The organism is Tepidicaulis sp., assembly GCF_965222285.1.
Lineage (GTDB): Bacteria > Pseudomonadota > Alphaproteobacteria > Parvibaculales > Parvibaculaceae > Tepidicaulis.
This window is the reverse complement of the sequence record NZ_OZ244942.1, coordinates 2,615,481-2,633,117: the sequence shown is the minus strand read 5'-3', so window position 1 is coordinate 2,633,117 and position 17,637 is coordinate 2,615,481. Positions and strand designations below refer to the sequence as shown.

At 61.1% G+C, this 17,637-nt stretch carries 14 protein-coding genes; 11 read left to right on the top strand and 3 right to left on the bottom strand.

Going from position 1 to position 17,637, the window contains the following annotated elements; genetic code table 11:
* Window positions 1–16: 16 nt before the first annotated feature.
* From ACOQOT_RS12605 to ACOQOT_RS12575, 7 genes are all read left to right on the top strand, one after another.
* On the top strand, window positions 17–1,396 hold the full coding sequence (locus tag ACOQOT_RS12605; RefSeq protein WP_420559606.1) for an alpha,alpha-trehalose-phosphate synthase (UDP-forming): 1,380 nt from the start codon (window positions 17–19) through the stop codon (window positions 1,394–1,396).
* 173 nt (window positions 1,397–1,569) lie between these two features.
* Window positions 1,570–2,382, top strand: a complete 813-nt coding sequence (locus ACOQOT_RS12600) for a hypothetical protein (protein WP_420559605.1) — start codon at window positions 1,570–1,572, stop codon at window positions 2,380–2,382.
* Window positions 2,383–2,408: 26 nt separating this feature from the next.
* Window positions 2,409–4,091 carry a methyl-accepting chemotaxis protein gene (locus ACOQOT_RS12595; RefSeq protein WP_420559604.1) on the top strand — a complete coding sequence of 561 codons (1,683 nt, stop codon included), beginning with the start codon at window positions 2,409–2,411 and terminating at the stop codon, window positions 4,089–4,091.
* A gap of 194 nt (window positions 4,092–4,285) precedes the next feature.
* Entirely contained in the window at window positions 4,286–5,527 is a 1,242-nt protein-coding gene (locus tag ACOQOT_RS12590; RefSeq protein WP_420559603.1) for a lytic murein transglycosylase, read from the top strand.
* Between the two features lie 202 nt (window positions 5,528–5,729).
* Window positions 5,730–6,341 carry a glutathione S-transferase family protein gene (locus tag ACOQOT_RS12585; protein ID WP_420559602.1) on the top strand — a complete coding sequence of 204 codons (612 nt, stop codon included), beginning with the start codon at window positions 5,730–5,732 and terminating at the stop codon, window positions 6,339–6,341.
* 30 nt (window positions 6,342–6,371) lie between these two features.
* On the top strand, window positions 6,372–7,580 hold the full coding sequence (locus ACOQOT_RS12580) for an acyl-CoA dehydrogenase family protein (protein ID WP_420559601.1): 1,209 nt from the start codon (window positions 6,372–6,374) through the stop codon (window positions 7,578–7,580).
* A 37-nt stretch (window positions 7,581–7,617) separates the two neighbouring features.
* Entirely contained in the window at window positions 7,618–8,739 is a 1,122-nt protein-coding gene (locus ACOQOT_RS12575) for an acyl-CoA dehydrogenase family protein (RefSeq protein ID WP_420559600.1), read from the top strand.
* Window positions 8,740–8,902: 163 nt separating this feature from the next.
* On the opposite strand, the gene ACOQOT_RS12570 is transcribed toward ACOQOT_RS12575, so the two are convergent.
* Window positions 8,903–9,325 carry a helix-turn-helix domain-containing protein gene (locus tag ACOQOT_RS12570; protein ID WP_420559599.1) on the bottom strand — a complete coding sequence of 141 codons (423 nt, stop codon included), beginning with the start codon at window positions 9,323–9,325 and terminating at the stop codon, window positions 8,903–8,905.
* Window positions 9,326–9,393: 68 nt separating this feature from the next.
* Here ACOQOT_RS12570 and ACOQOT_RS12565 point away from each other — a divergent pair, with 68 nt between their 5' ends.
* Both ACOQOT_RS12565 and ACOQOT_RS12560 read left to right on the top strand, forming a co-directional pair.
* Complete coding sequence (locus ACOQOT_RS12565; protein ID WP_420559598.1) at window positions 9,394–10,443, top strand: formylglycine-generating enzyme family protein; 1,050 nt, start codon at window positions 9,394–9,396, stop codon at window positions 10,441–10,443.
* Between the two features lie 82 nt (window positions 10,444–10,525).
* Window positions 10,526–11,503 (top strand): NAD(P)H-dependent flavin oxidoreductase, encoded by a 978-nt coding sequence (locus tag ACOQOT_RS12560; RefSeq protein WP_420559597.1) that lies wholly within the window; start codon window positions 10,526–10,528, stop codon window positions 11,501–11,503.
* A gap of 70 nt (window positions 11,504–11,573) precedes the next feature.
* On the opposite strand, the gene ACOQOT_RS12555 is transcribed toward ACOQOT_RS12560, so the two are convergent.
* A complete protein-coding gene (locus tag ACOQOT_RS12555; protein WP_420559596.1) occupies window positions 11,574–12,275 on the bottom strand; it encodes a glutathione S-transferase family protein in 702 nt (233 codons plus the stop codon).
* A 169-nt stretch (window positions 12,276–12,444) separates the two neighbouring features.
* Window positions 12,445–14,532, bottom strand: a complete 2,088-nt coding sequence (locus ACOQOT_RS12550) for a 3-hydroxyacyl-CoA dehydrogenase NAD-binding domain-containing protein (protein WP_420559595.1) — start codon at window positions 14,530–14,532, stop codon at window positions 12,445–12,447.
* Between the two features lie 236 nt (window positions 14,533–14,768).
* Here ACOQOT_RS12550 and ACOQOT_RS12545 point away from each other — a divergent pair, with 236 nt between their 5' ends.
* Window positions 14,769–15,710, top strand: coding sequence for an AAA family ATPase (locus tag ACOQOT_RS12545; protein ID WP_420559594.1), 942 nt, complete (start codon window positions 14,769–14,771; stop codon window positions 15,708–15,710).
* 20 nt (window positions 15,711–15,730) lie between these two features.
* The gene (locus ACOQOT_RS12540) at window positions 15,731–17,260 is read left to right on the top strand and encodes a VWA domain-containing protein (protein ID WP_420559593.1); all 1,530 of its coding nucleotides are present in this window, start codon (window positions 15,731–15,733) and stop codon (window positions 17,258–17,260) included.
* Window positions 17,261–17,637: the final 377 nt, after the last annotated feature.

The window sequence follows — 17,637 nt, the reverse complement described above, 5'->3', positions numbered from 1 at the left end:
GGAAAAGGAGAGAGATATGAGCGGCCGTCTTGTCTGCGTGTCGAACCGCACCGGCACCACGAAATCCCCATCGGGCGGGCTCGCGGTGGCCTTGAGCGCGGCTTTGCGTCAGCGCGGCGGTATCTGGTTCGGCTGGAACGGGCAGATCGCCGAGGAAGGGGCAAGCGCGGGCGAGCCCGATATCACCCATGAAGAAAATGTCGAGATCGTTGCCGGCGCCATGACGCGCCAGGAATATGAGAATTATTATCTCGGCTTTTCCAATTCCGTTCTCTGGCCTGTGTGCCATCACCGGCTCGACCATGTCTCCTTCCGCCGGGAATATGTGGACGAATACCGGCGGGTGAACCGGCGCTTTGCGCACCAGCTGGCTCCCCGGCTTCAGGAAGGCGATCTCGTCTGGGTGCATGATTATCATCTCATGCCGCTGGGCGCCGAACTACGGGCGCAGCAGCTCGGACTGCGCATGGGGTTCTTCTTGCATGTGCCTTTCCCTCCGCCCGACACGCTGATGGTGGTGCCGGATCATGAATGGCTCGTGCGCTCGCTCTTTTCTTATGACCTTGTGGGCTTTCAGACCCAGGGCGACTGCATGAACTTTCTCCACTATGTGTTGGAGCAGGCGGGCGGCGAGATGGTGGGGGAGAGCCGGGTGAAAGCTTTCGGGCGCGAGCTTGAGGTGCGCGCCTTTCCCATCGGCATCGATGTCGAAGCCTTCCGCGAGATGGCGCGGACGGCGGAGGCCCGGCGCACGATCCGGCGCATGCGCCAGCGCAATCTCGGCCGGGCTCAGATCATCGGCGTCGACCGGCTCGACTATTCCAAGGGCCTGCCGGAGCGCTACCGCGCGTTCCAGAAATTGCTCGAACATTATCCCGAAACCCGGGGCCGGGTGGTGCTGATGCAGATCGCCCAGCCGACCCGGGAGGCGGTGGACGCCTATTCGGACCTGCGCCAGGAGCTGGAATGGCTCTCCGGGGCGATCAACGGCTCCTTCGGGGATTTCGAATGGACACCGATCCGCTCCATTCACCGCTCCGTGCCGCGCAGCACGCTAGCCGCGCTTTTCGTGGCCAGCCGCGTCGGCCTCGTCACGCCCTTGCGCGACGGCATGAACCTCGTCGCCAAGGAATATGTGGCCGCTCAGGACCCGGAAGACCCTGGCGTTCTTGTGCTGTCGCGCTTTGCAGGCGCCGCTGAAATGATGACTTCAGCATTGCTCGTCAATCCCTACAACGCCGAAGAAATGGCGACGGCCTTGCAGACGGCGCTGCAAATGCCGCTCGAAGAAAGGGTGGAGCGGCACCGCGATCTGATGCGGGTGAACGTGGAAACGGATGTCGCAAAGTGGCGCAGTTCGTTCCTTTCGGTGCTTGAGGCCGTCTCGCAAAGTTAGCAGTTAGAAGTTTTTCTTCGCTTTTTAAACGCATTCCAAGTTGATCGTTTTTGTCGATCCTCCTTGCCCGGAGGATTCGAATTTAACCTCGTCTTCATTCGTGTCGTGGCTAACTGCAAATCTGGCCAGGAGAATTGGCCGCAAGATTTGGCCACAAGGTAGGGTTGGCGGGGATGTCCGAGATTAACCGAGTAAAAGACGCATTGAAGCACGCCGCAGCTGTTGCGGCGCTTCTGGTTCCCATGGCCGGCGCCGCGGCGCTTGCCGAAGATCAGGCGGAAGAAGGGCTTGCCGAAGCGCTTCAGCCGGCAGAAGGCGCCGCCGAGGACGCGGTGGCCGGGAACGAAATCGATGCCGAAGGCGAACTGGCAGACGGGATGCTGGATGAGGAAGGCGGCGATGTGCTTGCCGCCGCGCCCGCGCAGTGCCCGCCCGTCGCCGCGGTTCAGGAAGACGTGCCTTCCACCGATCTCCTCGACACAGCTTTTGTCGAAGGCTTGAAGACCTGGCTCGATGTGCCGGTCGTGCGCCTGACGCTGGAAAGCCGCAATGAGGCGAATGCTTCTCTCGGCCAGAGCGATATCGATGCGCTCGATAAACAATGGCGCGCGGAAACGGAGAGCGACGATCAGCCGCTCATCACCGCCGTCTTGAACAGCCCGCTTTCCACCTATCTGCTGCGCGTGCAGGCAGGTCAGCTCGGGCTTTATTCGGAAATCTTCGTGATCGATGCCAAGGGGCTGAATGCGGGCCAGAGCTCCGTCACCTCCGACTATTGGCAGGGCGATGAAGCAAAATTCCAGAAGACTTACGATGTCGGCCCTTCCGCCGTTTTTATCGACGAGGCCGAATATCACGAGGAAACGGATACGTGGCGGGCGCAGGTCAACGTGACCTTGACCGATGATGGGGGAGACCGCATCGGGGCTGCGACGATCGAGGTCAATCTCACCGAGCTTGCCCGCCGCAGCAAGGCCGGAATCTGATGGGCCATAATCTTAAGGGGATGACGATGAACTGGCTCGATTCATTGAAAGTATCCAACAAGCTGGTGCTGTCTTACGGCGTGCTTGTGGTGCTAATTCTGCTTTCCGGTCTGGTGACGGTGACGAATATCTCCCGCGCCGAGGGTGAAGTGGAGAATATGGCTTACACCTTCTCCATGCTGCAGGAAGTGGGCGATCTGCGCGAGGCTGCATTCGAGCAATCGACGGCGGTGCGCGGCCTGCTTTTGACCGGCGACCGGGGCAATCTCGATGTTTATGAGGCGGCCGGCGCTGCCTTCGACAAGACCCATGCCGCGCTGCTTGAAAGTGTTACGAGCGATGAGCGCCGCGCGAGCCTTGAGAAACTGAAAACCATCGTTGAAAGCTGGCGCGCCGATGTGGCCGCCCGCCAGATCCAGCTGATGCGCCAGCCCATGACCGCGGATGAAGCCAAGGTGATGGAAGCGATCGGCGGCAGCGATACGTTCCAGAGCGAATTCAACAAGGTCTTCGTCGAGATTCTTAAAGCCGAAGAAGCCGCCGTGGGCGCGGCGCGTGAGGATGCCTTCTCCGCTTTCTCGACCACGATCCTTGTCGCCATTGTGGGCGGTGCGCTGTCGCTCGCCCTGGCGGTGGCGGCGGGCTGGCTGCTCACGCAGAGCCTTTCCAAGCCCATCATGGCGCTGACGGATGTGATGCGCCGTCTGACGCAGCAGGATTACGGTGTGGAAGTGCCTGCGCGCGGCCGCGGTGATGAAATCGGCGAGATGGCGAATGCCGTAGATATCTTCAAAGGCAGCTTGATCGAGAACCAGAAACTTCAGGAAGCCGCCGCCGAGCGCCAGCAGGCGGAAGTCGACCGGGCCCGCCGGCTGGAAGGCCTTATCCATGGCTTTGAAGGCGAGATCACGGAGCTGACCACGATCCTCTCCTCCGCTTCGACGGAGCTGCAGGGCACGGCGAACTCGCTCGCCGATATGGCGAAGGATTCCTCCACCCGCGTTTCCGAAGTGGTGGAAACCTCCATGGAAACCACGAACAATGTCGGCGCCGTTGCAACCGCAAGCACGCAGCTTTCCGGCTCTATCAGCGAAATTTCCCGTCAGGTCACGATGTCCTCGAACCTGGCCAAGGAAACCAAGGACGATGCGAACTCGACCAACGCCTCCGTGCAGGATCTGGCGGAAGCGGCAGGCCGCATCGGCGAAGTGGTGACGCTGATCCGCGACATTGCCGCCCAGACGAACCTTCTGGCGCTCAACGCGACGATCGAGTCCGCGCGCGCCGGGGAAGCGGGCAAAGGCTTTGCCGTCGTTGCCCAGGAAGTCAAAGCGCTGGCCGAGCAGACGACATCTGCCACCGAGGAGATCGCCGCCCAGATCCAGCAGGTGCAGGACCGCACCAGCATGGCGGTGGACGCGATCGAAAAGATCACCGGCCGGATCGGTGAGATCGAAAGCGTGGTGACGCAGGTCGCCGCCGCCGTGGAAGAACAGGAAGCGGCGACGCGCGAAATTTCCCGCAATGCCGAGCAGGTGTCTTCGGCAACGGCCCGTGTCAGCGAAAACATGCACGGCGTCAAGGAAGCCGCCGAGCAGACGGGCTCCGCCTCCGCCGACGTGCTGACCACGGCCGAGGATCTTTCCCGCCAGGCCGAAAACATGAAGTCCCGGGTGCACGATTTCCTCAGCGGCATCAAAGCCAGCTAAGTCCGGTTTCATAAGCAAAGTTGAACCCCGCCTGCGCTTGCCGCCGGCGGGGTTTTCTTTTGGCCTTTCTGCAACCTTGGCGTGGCGGCATTTTGGCCGGTTGGGTTTTGGGCGCAATTCCGCCATGATGCGCTGACAGAAAAGGCGGGATGCGGCGGCAATGCGCTGCTTTGAGGATGAGTATGGGGAGCGGAATGCGTTTCTTCGTAAAATGTGCGGCACTTGGTTTGGCGGGACTTGCCGCCATCAGCTCGGCTGAGGCGGCGGGGGCCGCCGGTGAACGTACGCCAATGGCCCCGCCCGCCTTTCAGGATGAGGCTTTTGCCGCCTGGCTGACGGGGTTCCGGCAGAAGGCGATGCAGGCGGGCATCTCTCCACGTATTTTCGATCAGGCGATGCGCGGCGCTTCGCCCGATCCTAAAGTGATCGAGGCCAATCTCAATCAGCCCGAATTTACCCGCGCGGTTTGGGAATATCTCGACTCCGCGCTCTCCGATACCCGCGTTGCGGATGGCCAGGAAAAGCTGCGCATGTACGCGCGCACGCTCGAGGGGCTGGAAAAGAAATACGGCGTGGACCGCCATGCCATTGTCGCGATCTGGGGGCTTGAAAGCGGTTATGGCCGCTTCAAGGGCACGCATAATGTGCCCCGCGCGCTCGCGACCCTTGCCTATGCCGGGCGGCGGCAGGATTTCGGCAATCAGCAATTGCTGGCGGCATTGAAAATTCTTCAGCGCGGCGATATCCCCGTCGCCGAAATGACGGGCTCCTGGGCAGGGGCCATGGGCCATACGCAGTTCATCCCGACCACCTATAACGCCTATGCGGTGGATGCGGATGGGGACGGGCGCCGGGACATCTGGAACAGCGTGGCGGACGCGCTGGGCTCGACCGCGCATTATCTCAGCGCCTCGGGCTGGCAGAGCGGACGGCGCTGGGGGCTTGAGGTTAAACTGCCGGAAGGGTTCGACTATGCGCTGGCCGATCCTTCCGTGCGCAAGCCTTTGGCGGCCTGGAAAGATCTTGGCGTGAAGCCGGCAAAGGGAAGCAGTTTCGATTGGCAGGCGGAGGCCGCTTCGCTCGTCCTGCCGGCGGGCTATGAAGGCCCGGCTTTTCTGGTAGGCCAGAATTTCCGCGCCATCCTGCGCTACAATAATTCCACCTCTTATGCGCTTGCCGTCTCGCTGCTTTCGGAGCGCTTTCAGGGCAAGGGCACGATTGCGGCGGACTGGCCGCGCGCCCAGCGCCCGCTGGCCCGCGCCGAACGCGAGGAACTGCAGCGTCTCCTCACCGCCAAAGGTTATGACACGCAAGGGGTGGACGGCATTCTGGGCGCCAATACGCGCGATGCGCTGCGTGCCTGGCAGAGGGCCAAGGGCTTGCCGGCGGATGGCCATCCCACGCCCGAAATTCTGGCGCGGCTGCGCCGGAGCTGAGCGCGTCTTTGGCGATTCACCGCGCTTATCGCTTCAAAAGCGGCAGGACCGGGCGGTTCAAGAAATGAATCGCGCAGGCCAGGCCAGCTTGCCCCTACGGCATGGCCTCTTTCGCCGCGCGGCCTCGTGACAACCTGTCATATCGGGTATGCTGCCCCGCAAAGCCGGGTCAACCCGGCACGAATAAACAGGGACATCCAGGATGACGGTCAAACTCTATCACTGTCAGGGCTCGCGCTCTGTGCGTCCGCTCTGGACGCTGGAGGAAATGGGGCTGCCTTACGAGCTGGTAGCGATGAAATTTCCGCCGCGCTTCTTCCAGGAGAATTATCTCGAGGTCAATCCGCTGGGCACGGTGCCTTTCATGGATGACGGCGAAGCGCAGATGACGGAGTCCGCCGGGATCAGCCAGTATCTGGCCGAGAAATACGGGCCCACCGATATCGCGCTCAGGCTGGGCGACAAGGACTACGGCAATTACCTCAACTGGATTCACCGGTCCGATGCGACCTTGACGTTCCCGCAGACGATCGTTCTGCGCTACACGCAGCTTGAGCCGGAAGAGCGGCGCCTGAAACAGGCCGCCGACGATTACACGCAGTGGTTCTTTGCCCGCCTGCGCTCGGTGGAAAAGGGGCTCGAGGGAAAAGACTATCTTTGCGCGAACCGCTTCACCGTGGCGGATATCTGCGTCGGCTATGCGCTTTACCTTGCCGATACGCTGGGCTTCAAGGACGGCTTCAAGCCCAATACGCTGGCCTATTACGAACGCCTTCAGGCGCGGCCCGCTTTCCAGAAAGCCATCACGCTTTAAACGCCGCCATTCGAGACGAGAGGAAAATTCATGAGCACGATCAGCCAAAAAGAGCTCGACGAGTTCCGCGCCGAAGCTGCGGCCTGGGTGAAGGAAAATGCCCCCGCCAATCCCGGTTTCATGCTGCCGCTCACTTTCATGGAAGTGGGCACGGACGCGCAGTTCAATTTTCTGCGCGAATGGCAGAACAAGGTTTATGAGGCAGGTTATCTCGGCGCTGCCTGGCCGAAGGAATATGGCGGCCATGGGCTCGACCAGGCCTTTCAGGACATCGCCAGCCAGGAACTTGCCAAGGCGCAGACGCCGATCATGCTGAATGCGATCGGGCTCAACTGGGCCGGGCCGCTGATTCTCGATATCGGCACCGAAGAACAGAAGAAGCGCTATATCAAAGGCATTCTTTCGGCTGAAGATATCTGGTGCCAGGGTTTCTCCGAACCCGATCACGGCTCCGACCTCGGCAATGCGCAGACGAAAGCGGTGCGTGAGGGGGACGAGTATGTGCTTAACGGCTCGAAGATTTGGACGACGCAGGGTAATTACGCCAAATACATGATCCTGCTCGCCCGCACGAACCCCGATGCGCCGAATAAATATGCCGGGCTCAGCTTCTTCCTCTCGCCGATGACGGTGCCGGGCATCGAGACGGTGCCGATCCGCAAGCTGACCGGGGAATACGGTTTCACACAGACTTTCTTTACCGATGCGCGCATTCCCGCCGAAAGCCTGATGGGCAAGGAAGGCGAGGGCTGGCTTGTGGCCATGCGCACCCTGGAGTATGAGCGCGGCGCGCGGCGCGGCCAGGCGGGCGGCCATGTGATGGTGGCCTCGGACCCGGAAGCCATTCTCGATCTTGCCCGCAAGGCGACGCGCGGCGGGAGACCTGCGATGGAAGACCCGGTGGTGCGCGACAAGCTCGTGCAATTGATGATCGAGGCGCGCTCCTTGCAGCTTTGTTCGAGCCGCAGCCGCATTCAGCCTTTGACGCAGGAACGGCCTGCCTCGCTCGCTCTTTCCTCCAAGCTGATGTCGACGGAATTTTACCGCCGCCTCAACGAGTTCGCGCTTTCCCTGCAAGGGCCGAAGGCGGCTTATTATGTGGGCGAGGAAGATGCCTATGATGAAGGGATTTGGCAGCGCGCCTATCTCAATTCCTTCTCCGCCACGATCGGCGGCGGCACGAGCCAAATCCAGCACAATATTATCGGTGAGCACGTTCTTGGCCTGCCCAAGGGTTGATGCGTCCTGTCTTTAAGAAAGCCGAAGAGAGAAGATTATGAAAAGAAGCACCATCGGGTTCAGTGAAGAGCAGGCGCAGCTTCTGGATATTGCCGCCTCCTTCTGCCGGGAAAAGTCGCCGGTCGAAAAAGTCCGCAAATTGCTGGAAGACGAGCAAGGCTACGATCCTGCCGTCTGGAAAGAAATGGCCGAGCTCGGCTGGCTCGGCATTGCCGTGCCCGAAGAATTCGGCGGCATCGGCCTTTCCCTTGCCGAGGTCGTGCCGGTTGCCGAGCAGATGGGTCGGCATTTGATGGCCGGGCCCTTCGTGCCGACGACGCTCGCCGCCCAGGCGATCTTGGCGGGCGGTACGGAAGCGCAGAAGAAAGCGCTGCTGCCGGAAATCTGCGCCGGCGCGCCGGCGAGCCTTGCCCTGATGGAAGAACATGGCGACTGGCACCTCACCCATTTGGAGGCCGAGGCGCGGCGCGAAGGCGATGTGTTGAAGCTTTCCGGTAAGAAGACGTTCGTGCTCGATCTGCCTTCCGCGGAGTATCTCATTCTCTCGCTCAATCTCGGCGGCAAGCCGGTTCTTGCCGTGCTCGGCAAAGAAGATATCGGCAAGCTGAAAGCGCGCCGGGAAACCGTGATCGACGAGACGCGCCGGTCCTATCAGATCGTGCTCGATGGGGTTTCCGTGCCTGTCTCCGCGCTTCTCGATGAAGGCAAAGCCGTTCAGGCGCTCAGCCATATCGAGCTTGCAGCATCGCTATTGCTGTCGGCTGAAATGTGCGGCGGGGCGGCGAGCACCATCGATTACACGCTCGACTATCTGACGACGCGCAAACAGTTCGGCAAGCTGATCGGCTCTTATCAGTCGCTCAAGCACACGGTGGTGGATGCCCATATCGCTTATGAGCAGGCGCGTTCACACCTTTATAGCGCCGCCAGCAATTTCAACCAGCAGGGCGAAGGCGAGGCGGCGACGCGCATGGCAAAGTCCGTGGCAAGCGAGGCCTTCTCCTTCGCCTCGGACCGGGCAATCCAGTTTCATGGCGGCTTCGGCTTTACCTATGAATGCGACGCGCAGCTTTACCGGCGCCGGGCGCTTTGGTGCGAGTATCAGCACGGCGATGCGGTCTATCACCGCCGCCTGCTAGCCGATGCGCTTTTGGGGTGAGGCCCTAAGGCACTGCGGTAAAGGGATAGGCTGTGTGGACCCCGGGACAAGCCCGGGGTGACAGCTTTGGTAAATGGCAGGGCCTTACCTTACATAAAAGCTGTCACCCCGGCCTCCGGGCCGGGGTCCATGAAGCATCAATTCCAGCGAATGCGCGTGCCGGCTACTTCTTCCCGTCCAGCTTTTCGATGAAGGGGCGCAGCTCCTCGGCAAGCGCCAGCATTTCGCGGGTGGTCTCGATCATGTCCTGGCGGGAGGCGAGGCGGTAGGCTTCGGTCGGCCGGAAGCGCTTTTCCGTATCCTGTTCCACGAAGCGTTTGTTGATGAGCGTGCCGATTTTGCGGCGCAGGGTCTCGCGGGGAATGCCGGTTTGCCGGGCAAGAGCGTGCAGGGAAACGCCGGGCTCGCCCTCGATCGTGCAGGCGCGGGTGAGAATGCGCATGACGGCGGCCTGGGCATCGCCCACATGAAGGCGCATGCGCGTTTCATAAAGCCGGTCGAGAAAGGCGAGATACCGCTCCAGAAGAGCCGGATCGAGACTTATCCCCGCTTCTTTATTTCCGTCTATGCTGTTGCCGCTGGTCATGGCGGCATATTGGGATATTGGCGGGCAATATGCCATAACCCTTATGGACGAGGTTTTCAGGAGAGGCGATGAAACGGGCTTATTGGGCGGTTTTCGGCGTTCTGGCGCTCTGCCTTCTGGCGGGGGCGGGGGCTTATGTCCTCAGCCGGCCCGAAGCGGGGCCGGCGCGCGCCTCTTGTCTTCCCGCCGATAAGCTGGGCAGCGAAGTGCACCTTGCCGGCGGGCGCTTTATCATGGGCGGGACCGTCTATGAGGATGAAGGCCCGCTTAGGGAAGTGGAGGTCGGCCCCTTTTCCATCGATGCCCATGAAGTGACGAACCGGCAATTTGCCGCCTTTGTGGAAGAGACGGGCTACAAGACCGTGGCGGAGACGGGACCGGACCCGGCGGATTTTCCGGGCGTTCCGGCGGAGTTCCTGAAACCCGGCTCGGTTGTCTTCATCATGCCGGCGGATCTTCCCCGGGGCGGGGACATCACGCAGTGGTGGCAATTCGTGGAGGGCGCGAATTGGCGCCATCCGGAAGGGCCGGGGAGCAGCATTGAAGGACGGGAGGATTATCCCGCCGTACATATCACCTACGAAGACGCGCTTGCCTATGCGCGCTGGGCTGGGCGGGACTTGCCAAGCGAAGCGGAATGGGAGTTTGCCGCGCGCGGCGGGCTGGAGCGGCGCCCTTATGCCTGGGAAGGGGATACGCTGACACCGGAAGGGCGGCATCTCGCCAATACCTGGCAGGGCGTCTTTCCGCTTTATGACGGCGCGGAAGACGGGGCGCATCTGGCAAGTCCCGTCGGTTGCTATGAGCCGAACGGCTACGGCCTTTACGACATGATCGGCAATGTCTGGGAATGGACGGGTGACTGGTACGGCCCGCGCCAGGCAGAAGGGGTGACAGACCCGCAAGGGATTTCGCGGGAGGCGAGCTATGATCCCCGCCAGCCGGGCATTCCGGTGCGGGTCATCAAGGGGGGCTCGTTTCTCTGCGCGCCCAATTATTGCCGCCGCTACCGGCCGGGCGCCCGCCATCCGCAGGACCTCGGCCTTGGGGCGAGCCATCTCGGTTTCCGCACCGTCAAGCGCGTCGCTGGTACAAATTTGAACGGCGACGGTTCATAAGCGGCGTAGCGCCCGGCCCGCGCCTGCACTAATCTGTCGGCCAATCGATTATCCCAAAACAAAACTCTGCAGGGAGACAGTCATGAAAACGCGTATTACCGAGCTTTTCGGCATCGAGCATCCGGTCATTCAAGGCGGCATGCATTATGTGGGCTTTGCCGAAATGGCGGCGGCGGTTTCGAACGCGGGCGGGCTTGGCATCATTACGGGCCTCACCCAGCGCACGCCGGAGGACCTGGCGAATGAAATCGCCAAGTGCAAGTCCATGACGGACAAGCCGTTCGGTGTGAACCTGACCTTCCTGCCGGGCTTTGCCGCGCCGGATTATCCCGGCTACATCAAGGCCATCGTGGACGGCGGCGTGAAGATCGTGGAAACGGCGGGCCGCTCGCCCGAAGCCTATATGCCCGCGCTGAAGGAAGCCGGCATCAAGGTCATCCATAAATGCACCTCCGTGCGCCACTCGCTGAAAGCCGAACGCATCGGCTGCGACGCGGTGAGCGTCGATGGGTTCGAATGCGGCGGCCATCCGGGCGAAGATGATATTCCGAACATGATCCTTCTGCCGCGCGCCGCCGAAGAGCTGAAAATTCCCTTCGTTGCCTCGGGCGGCATGGGCACGGCTTCGCAGCTCGTCGCCGCTTTGGCGCTCGGCGCGGACGGCATCAATATGGGCACGCGTTTTATTGCGACGAAAGAAGCCCCGGTGCATGAGAATGTGAAAAAGGCGCTGGTTGCGGCAACCGAGCTCGATACGCGCCTTGTGATGCGCCCCTTGCGCAACACCGAGCGCGTGCTTTCCAACGCGGCGGTGGAAAAGATCGTCGAGATCGAGCGTGAAAAAGGCGCGGCGACGACGATCGAAGATATCGCGCATCTCGTCGGCGGGGTTTATCCGAAGGTGATGCAGGAAGGGGAAATGGATGCAGGCGCCTGGAGCTGCGGCATGGTGGCCGGCCTCATCCACGATATTCCGACCTGTAAGGAACTGATCGAAGGCATCGTTACGGAAGCCCAGGCGATCATCAATCAGCGCCTGTCGAAATTCGCGGCGGCGTAATTTGTTGCCCATCGCGCATGAAAACCCCGGCTCGAAAGGCCGGGGTTTTTTGCTGCGTGGAGCGTAGGTCTTAAGCGGCAATCTCGTTGCAAGGAGAAGTGCGGCCAAGACCGTCATAAAGGTCGCGGCCTTTTTCCAGCCAGACGAGGAGCGGATCGTCTTTTTCAAGTACCGGCAGCGTGGCAACGGAGCCGAGCCACAGGAAGGTGCTGAGAATGAGATAATCGGCATAACCGGGCGTGTCGCCGGAAAGCCAGCGTTGATTGCCGAGCGTCATGCGCAAGGGAAAGAGCGCGGAGCGCAGGCCGGGCAGTTTTTCCTCGCGCGTTTCGACCAGGCTTTCGAGCTTCGTGCCGCCCAGCTGTTTTTCCCGGCTTTCTTTGAAATAGGTCCGGTCTTCTTCTTTCACATGGAGATAGATGTCATGGACGTAAGCGGGGAAGGCCTGGCGCAGCACGTTCGAGAATTGCCAGGTCTCGACGAAATGGCATAGTGCTTCGACCTCCGGGCTCGGGAAGAGAGCAGGTTTATCCGGATAGGCCTTGTCGAGATATTTCGCGATCTCCCAGCTGTCGCCGACCCAGGTGCCGTTATCTTCGATCACCGGCACGGTCTTGAAGGAGCCGTCGCCGATCGTCTTGATGGCGCTGAAGGAGACGGGCATGGTTTCGAACGCCAGACCCTTATGGGCGAGCGCGTATTTCGTGCGCCAGCAAAAGGGGCTGAAGCGCCGGTCATCCTGGCCGCAAAGGTCATAAAGAGTGATGCTCATGGGGGTCGCTCCCTGCGAGATGAAAAAGATGATGCGTCCAACCTAAGCATTTCGCCTGCCGCTTTACAGGGGCGGGGGCTCAATTCTGCGGGATCGGGAAAAGAGCGCGGATGCAAAAAGGCCCGCCGGTGAGGCGGGCCTTTGCTTTTTTTGTTTGTGCTGGAGCGGCTTAGTAGCCGAGCTCGGAAAGGCTTTTGCCTTCCTTGACCGCTTTTTCCAGCAGCGCGGCAGGCTCGAAATCGTCGCCGTGCGCTTTCTGGAATTCCTGCATCTTGGCGAGGACTTTATCCAGGCCGACGATCTTTTCGCCGTAATACATCGGGCCGCCCCGGTAGACCGGCCAGCCATAGCCGTTGATCCAGACGATATCGATGTCGGAGGCGCGGATGGCCTTGCCTTCTTCCAGGATCTTGAAGCCTTCATTGATCATCGGATAGACGCAGCGTTCCAGAATTTCCTGATCGGAAATATCGCGGCGCTGGATCTGCTTCTTCTCGGCAAAATCCTTGATGATGTCTTCGACGACTTTCGACGGCGTGGCTTTGCGGTTCTCGTCATAATCGTAGAAACCGGCGCCCGTCTTCTGGCCGCGGCGGTCCATTTCGCAGAGCACGTCGCGGATCGTTTCGCCTTTGGAGTTTTCCTTGCGCCAGCCAAGGTCGAGACCGGCAAGGTCCGACATGGCGAAGGGGCCCATGGGCAGGCCGAAATCGAAAAGCACGCGGTCCACATCCCAGGGCATGGCGCCTTCCATGATGAGCTTGTTCGCTTCGCGCTGGCGCTGGGCGAGGATGCGGTTGCCGACGAAGCCGGGGCAGACGCCGACAAGGGCGGCGATCTTGCCGATCTTCTTGGCAAGGTCCATGGAGGTGGCGATCACCTCTTTCGAGGTTTTGTCCGCGCGCACGACTTCCAGAAGCCGCATGACGTTGGCGGGGGAGAAGAAGTGCAGACCGATCACCGCTTCCGGGCGCTTCGTCACGCTGGCGATCTCGTCGATATTCAGCGCCGAGGTATTGGTGGCGAGGATGGCGCCCGGCTTACAGATTTCATCGAGCTGGCGGAAAATGTCCTGCTTCACGTCCATGTTCTCGAACACGGCTTCGATGATGAGGTCGCAATCGGCCAGCGCCTTCATATCCGTCGAGCCCTGGATGAGGCCGGTGCGCTTTTCCACATCGTCCATGGAGATGCGGCCTTTCTTGGCCGTGTTCTCGTAGTTCTTGCGGATCGTGCCGAGGCCCTTGTCGAGGGGCGCCTGATCGCGCTCGACGATGGTGACGGGGATGCCGGCATTGGCGAAGTTCATGGAAATGCCGCCGCCCATCGTGCCGGCGCCGATGATACCGACTTTTTCGATAGGAATGCGCTTCGTGTCCTTGTCGATGCCCGGCACTTTCCAGACCTGGCGCTCGGCAAAGAAGACGTGGCGCTGGGCCGCGGACTGCTCGCCCGTCACGAGCTTGGTGAAAAGATCGCGCTCGACCTTGATGCCTTCATCGAAGGATTTGTTCACTGCCGCTTCGATGCACTGGATGTTATATTCCGGGGCGAGGAAGCCGCGCGTCTTGCGGGCGATGGATTTGCGGAAATTGTCGAAGATTTCCGGCTTGCCGCGGGCTGCTTCCACCTTGTCGTTCATCTCGCGGACTTTTTTCAGCGGGCGGTTTTCGGCAACCACTTTCTTGGCGAAGGCGACGGCGCCCTCGCGCAGCTTGCCTTCTTCGGCCAGCTCGTCGACGAGGCCCATTTCAAGGCATTTCTTCGCCGGCACATGCTGGCCGGTCGTGACCATTTCAAGCGCCTTTTCCGGACCGACGATGCGGGGCAGGCGCTGCGTGCCGCCGGCGCCCGGCAGCAGGCCGAGGTTCACTTCCGGCAGGCCGCATTTGGCGGAGGGAACCGCCACGCGGTAATGGCAGGTCAGCGCCACTTCGAGACCGCCGCCAAGCGCCGTGCCGTGGATGGCGGCAATGACGGGAACGGAGGCGTTCTCGATCATGTCCTGCGCATCGAAAAGGCTCGGGCCCGTCGGTTTCTTGCCGAATTCGGTAATATCGGCACCGGCGATGAAGGTGCGCCCGTCGCAGATCAGCACGATGGCTTTCACGGCGCTGTCGGCGGTCGCTTTTTTAATGCCTTCGAAAATCCCCTCGCGCACCGGCGCGGACAGCGCGTTGACGGGGGGCGAATTCAAGGTAAGGACGGCAATCTCGCCTTCCGTGGAAAGGTCGGCGACGTCGTTGATATTGCCCATGACGCATCTCCCATTATTGGTCGTTGAAATTGCCGGGATTGTAGCCAGTTTGAGCCCGAGAGCCAGCCCTGCTTTCCCCTGCGTTTTGCTCTTTTGCTGCTCACTCATGTACAAAGCGCGCGCACCTATGGACAGGAGTGAGGGGCAAAACGGGGTATTTGCAGGGCTCAGGCGGCTGGCGGCGCGCGGGCCCGGCTGATAGTCTCCCGGCCAATAAGAAAGCAGCATCAGGGAGCATGCGTCACGTGAAACCCGAGGACGAAATTCAGGCGGTCCGCGAAGGCTTCGCCAAGGGCGGGTATATTTGCGACAAGCAGATCGCCACGTCGATTTTCCTTTCCCGGAAACTGGGCAAGCCCATTCTCGTGGAAGGCCCGCCCGGCGTCGGCAAGACGGAACTTGCCAAGGCGACGGCGGAATATCTCGGCCAGGAGCTGATCCGCCTGCAATGTTATGAAGGCGTCGATGAAGCCAAGGCGCTTTATGAATGGAAATACGGCAAACAGCTGCTTTACACGCAGGTGCTGAAAGAAAAGCTCGGCGATCTGATGGAAGGGGCGAGCGGGCTGAAACAGTCCATGGACCGCTTGCATGAATTCGACGACACATTTTTCTCCACCGAGTTTCTGGAGCCGCGCCCGCTGCTGAAAGCGCTGTGGGCGGAAAAGGGCGCGGTGCTTCTGATCGACGAGATCGACAAGTCGGATGATGAGTTCGAAGCTTTCCTGCTGGAGCTTTTGTCGGACTATCAGATTTCCGTGCCCGAGCTCGGCACGATCAAGGCGAAGAGCACGCCTATCGTGTTTCTGACCTCGAATAATTCGCGCGAAATCGGCGATGCGCTGAAGCGGCGCTGTCTGCACCTTTACATTCCCTTCCCCGATTCCAAGCTTGAGAACGACATCATCAAGGCGCGGGTGCCGGATGTGGAAGAAGGTTTGCGCAAGCAGCTCGTCGCCTTCGTGCAGGGCCTGCGCACGCTCGAGCTGAAAAAACATCCCTCGGTTTCCGAGACGATCGACTGGGCGCGCACGCTGGTGCTGCTTCATGCCGAAGCGCTCGATGCGGAGCTTGTGCGTGACACGCTGAACGTGCTCCTTAAGTTCCAGGACGATATCGAGAATGTGGACGGGGAAATCAACGCCCTGACCTCTCAAGCGCAAAAGGCGAGCGCGTAGCCGGCGTCGGGGACGAGACCATGAGCGAGGTTCTGACCGAATTTATCCGGGCGCTGCGGGCGGCGGATGTGCGCGTGTCGATATCGGAAAGTATCGATGCGGGGCGCACTGTCGAGCTCGTGGGCTTCGATAATAGGCAGGTGCTCAAGCACTCGCTCGGCCAGGTGCTCGCCAAAACCGAAGAAGAAAAGTTCTCCTTCGACGAAACCTTCGACAAGTTCTTTGCCTTCGACCAGTTCAAGCCGCCGCCCAAGCGCGAAGACGGCCCCGGCCAGGCGAAGGATGGGGACGGCGAAGGCGAGGAAAGCGAGAGCGGGCAGGAAGCGCCGAGCGACGGCGAGGGTGAAGGCGGCGCAGATCAGCCTATGCCCGGCCAAAGCTCCGGCGGCGATGGCGGCGCGCCGCAAGGGGCGCAGTCCGGCGGCAAGCCCAGCGGCGGGCCGGTCAATGAGGGCGATGTACCGCAAGCAGGCCCCAATGCGCCCGGCGGGCAGAACCTTCTAGAAATGCTCGAAGCAGGCGATGCCGCCGCCCTGCAAATGGCGCTGGCGGAGGCGGCCCGGCGCACGCAGCTCAACCGCATCCGGCTTTTCACGCAGCGCGGCATGTATGTGCGGCGCATTCTGGAGGAAATGGGGCTCGAAACACTCGATCAGGCGATCGAGGCGGCGGAGCGGCAGGGCACGGAAGCGGGCGATGCGCGCGGGCAGGAAATCCGCGAGATGCGTGACGGCTTGCGTGCGCAGGTGCGCGATTATGTCGAGCAGCAGCTTGAGCTTTATACCGCCAATGCCGGCAAGCGCCTGCGCGAGGAAGTACTCTCCCAGGTGCGCCTTTCCAATGTCGACCATAGGGACGCCAAGGTCATTCGCCAGCTTGTGAAGAAGATGGCGAAGAAGCTGATCGCGCTCAATTCCCGCCGGAAGAAACGCACGCTGCGCGGCCAGCTCGATGTGCGCAAGACCATCCGCAAGAATATCGAATATGACGGACTTCTTTTCGACATCGTCTGGAAAAGCGAGAAGGTGGACCGCCCGAAGGTGATGGCGATCTGCGATGTCTCCGGCTCGGTGGCGCAATATACGCGTTTTCTCCTGATGTTCCTTTACAGCCTCAGCGAGGTTTTGCCGCAGGTGCGCGCCTTTGCTTTTTCCGGCCGGCTGGGGGAAGTGACGGAGCTCTTCGAGAAGGAAGGGATCGAGAAGGCGATTGCCGAGACTATGCATGTGCATGGCGGCGGGGCGACGGATTACGGCATGGCGCTGGAAGATTTCGCCGATCTTGCTCTTGATGACGTGGACCATCATACGACGGTGATCATGCTGGGAGACGGGCGCTCGAATAACGCCAATCCGCGCGCCGATATTCTTGATAAGATCCATGACCGCGCCCGGCGCGTCATCTGGCTCAACCCGGAGCCGAAATCGCTCTGGAATACGGGTGACAGCGTCATGCGCTCCTTCACCCCCCACTGCGACCGGGCGCAGACCTGCGCCTCGCTCAAAGACCTGGAACGGGTGGTGAGCGAGCTTTTGCGCACGGCAGTTTAAGAGCCAAATCAAGCGCTTAAGCGGGCCCTTGCCGGAACGTTTGGCGTGACCGCCAGTGCCGATTATGATTGGGGCGGGACTTGGCGAGACATGCTGCCGGGCCAAAGCGGGGGGCCGCTTGCCGGTATTTCAGCATCGATCCGCGATACCGCCTTATGAAGGGTTCTCCGGCCCGATCCCTGCAATGGGAGGGGCTTGGAAGGCGCAAAGGGCAGTTCTGTGCCGCTGCGGGACAGGCTGGACCTTGCATTTGTAACATGGGGACTGGACAGGATGACCAGGGGGGCAAGCGCCGCCCGCGCTGCAAGCGCGGACAGGACGCACATAGACAGGGCGCACATAGACAGGGCGGCAAAGATCAAACGGGCTGCATTCGC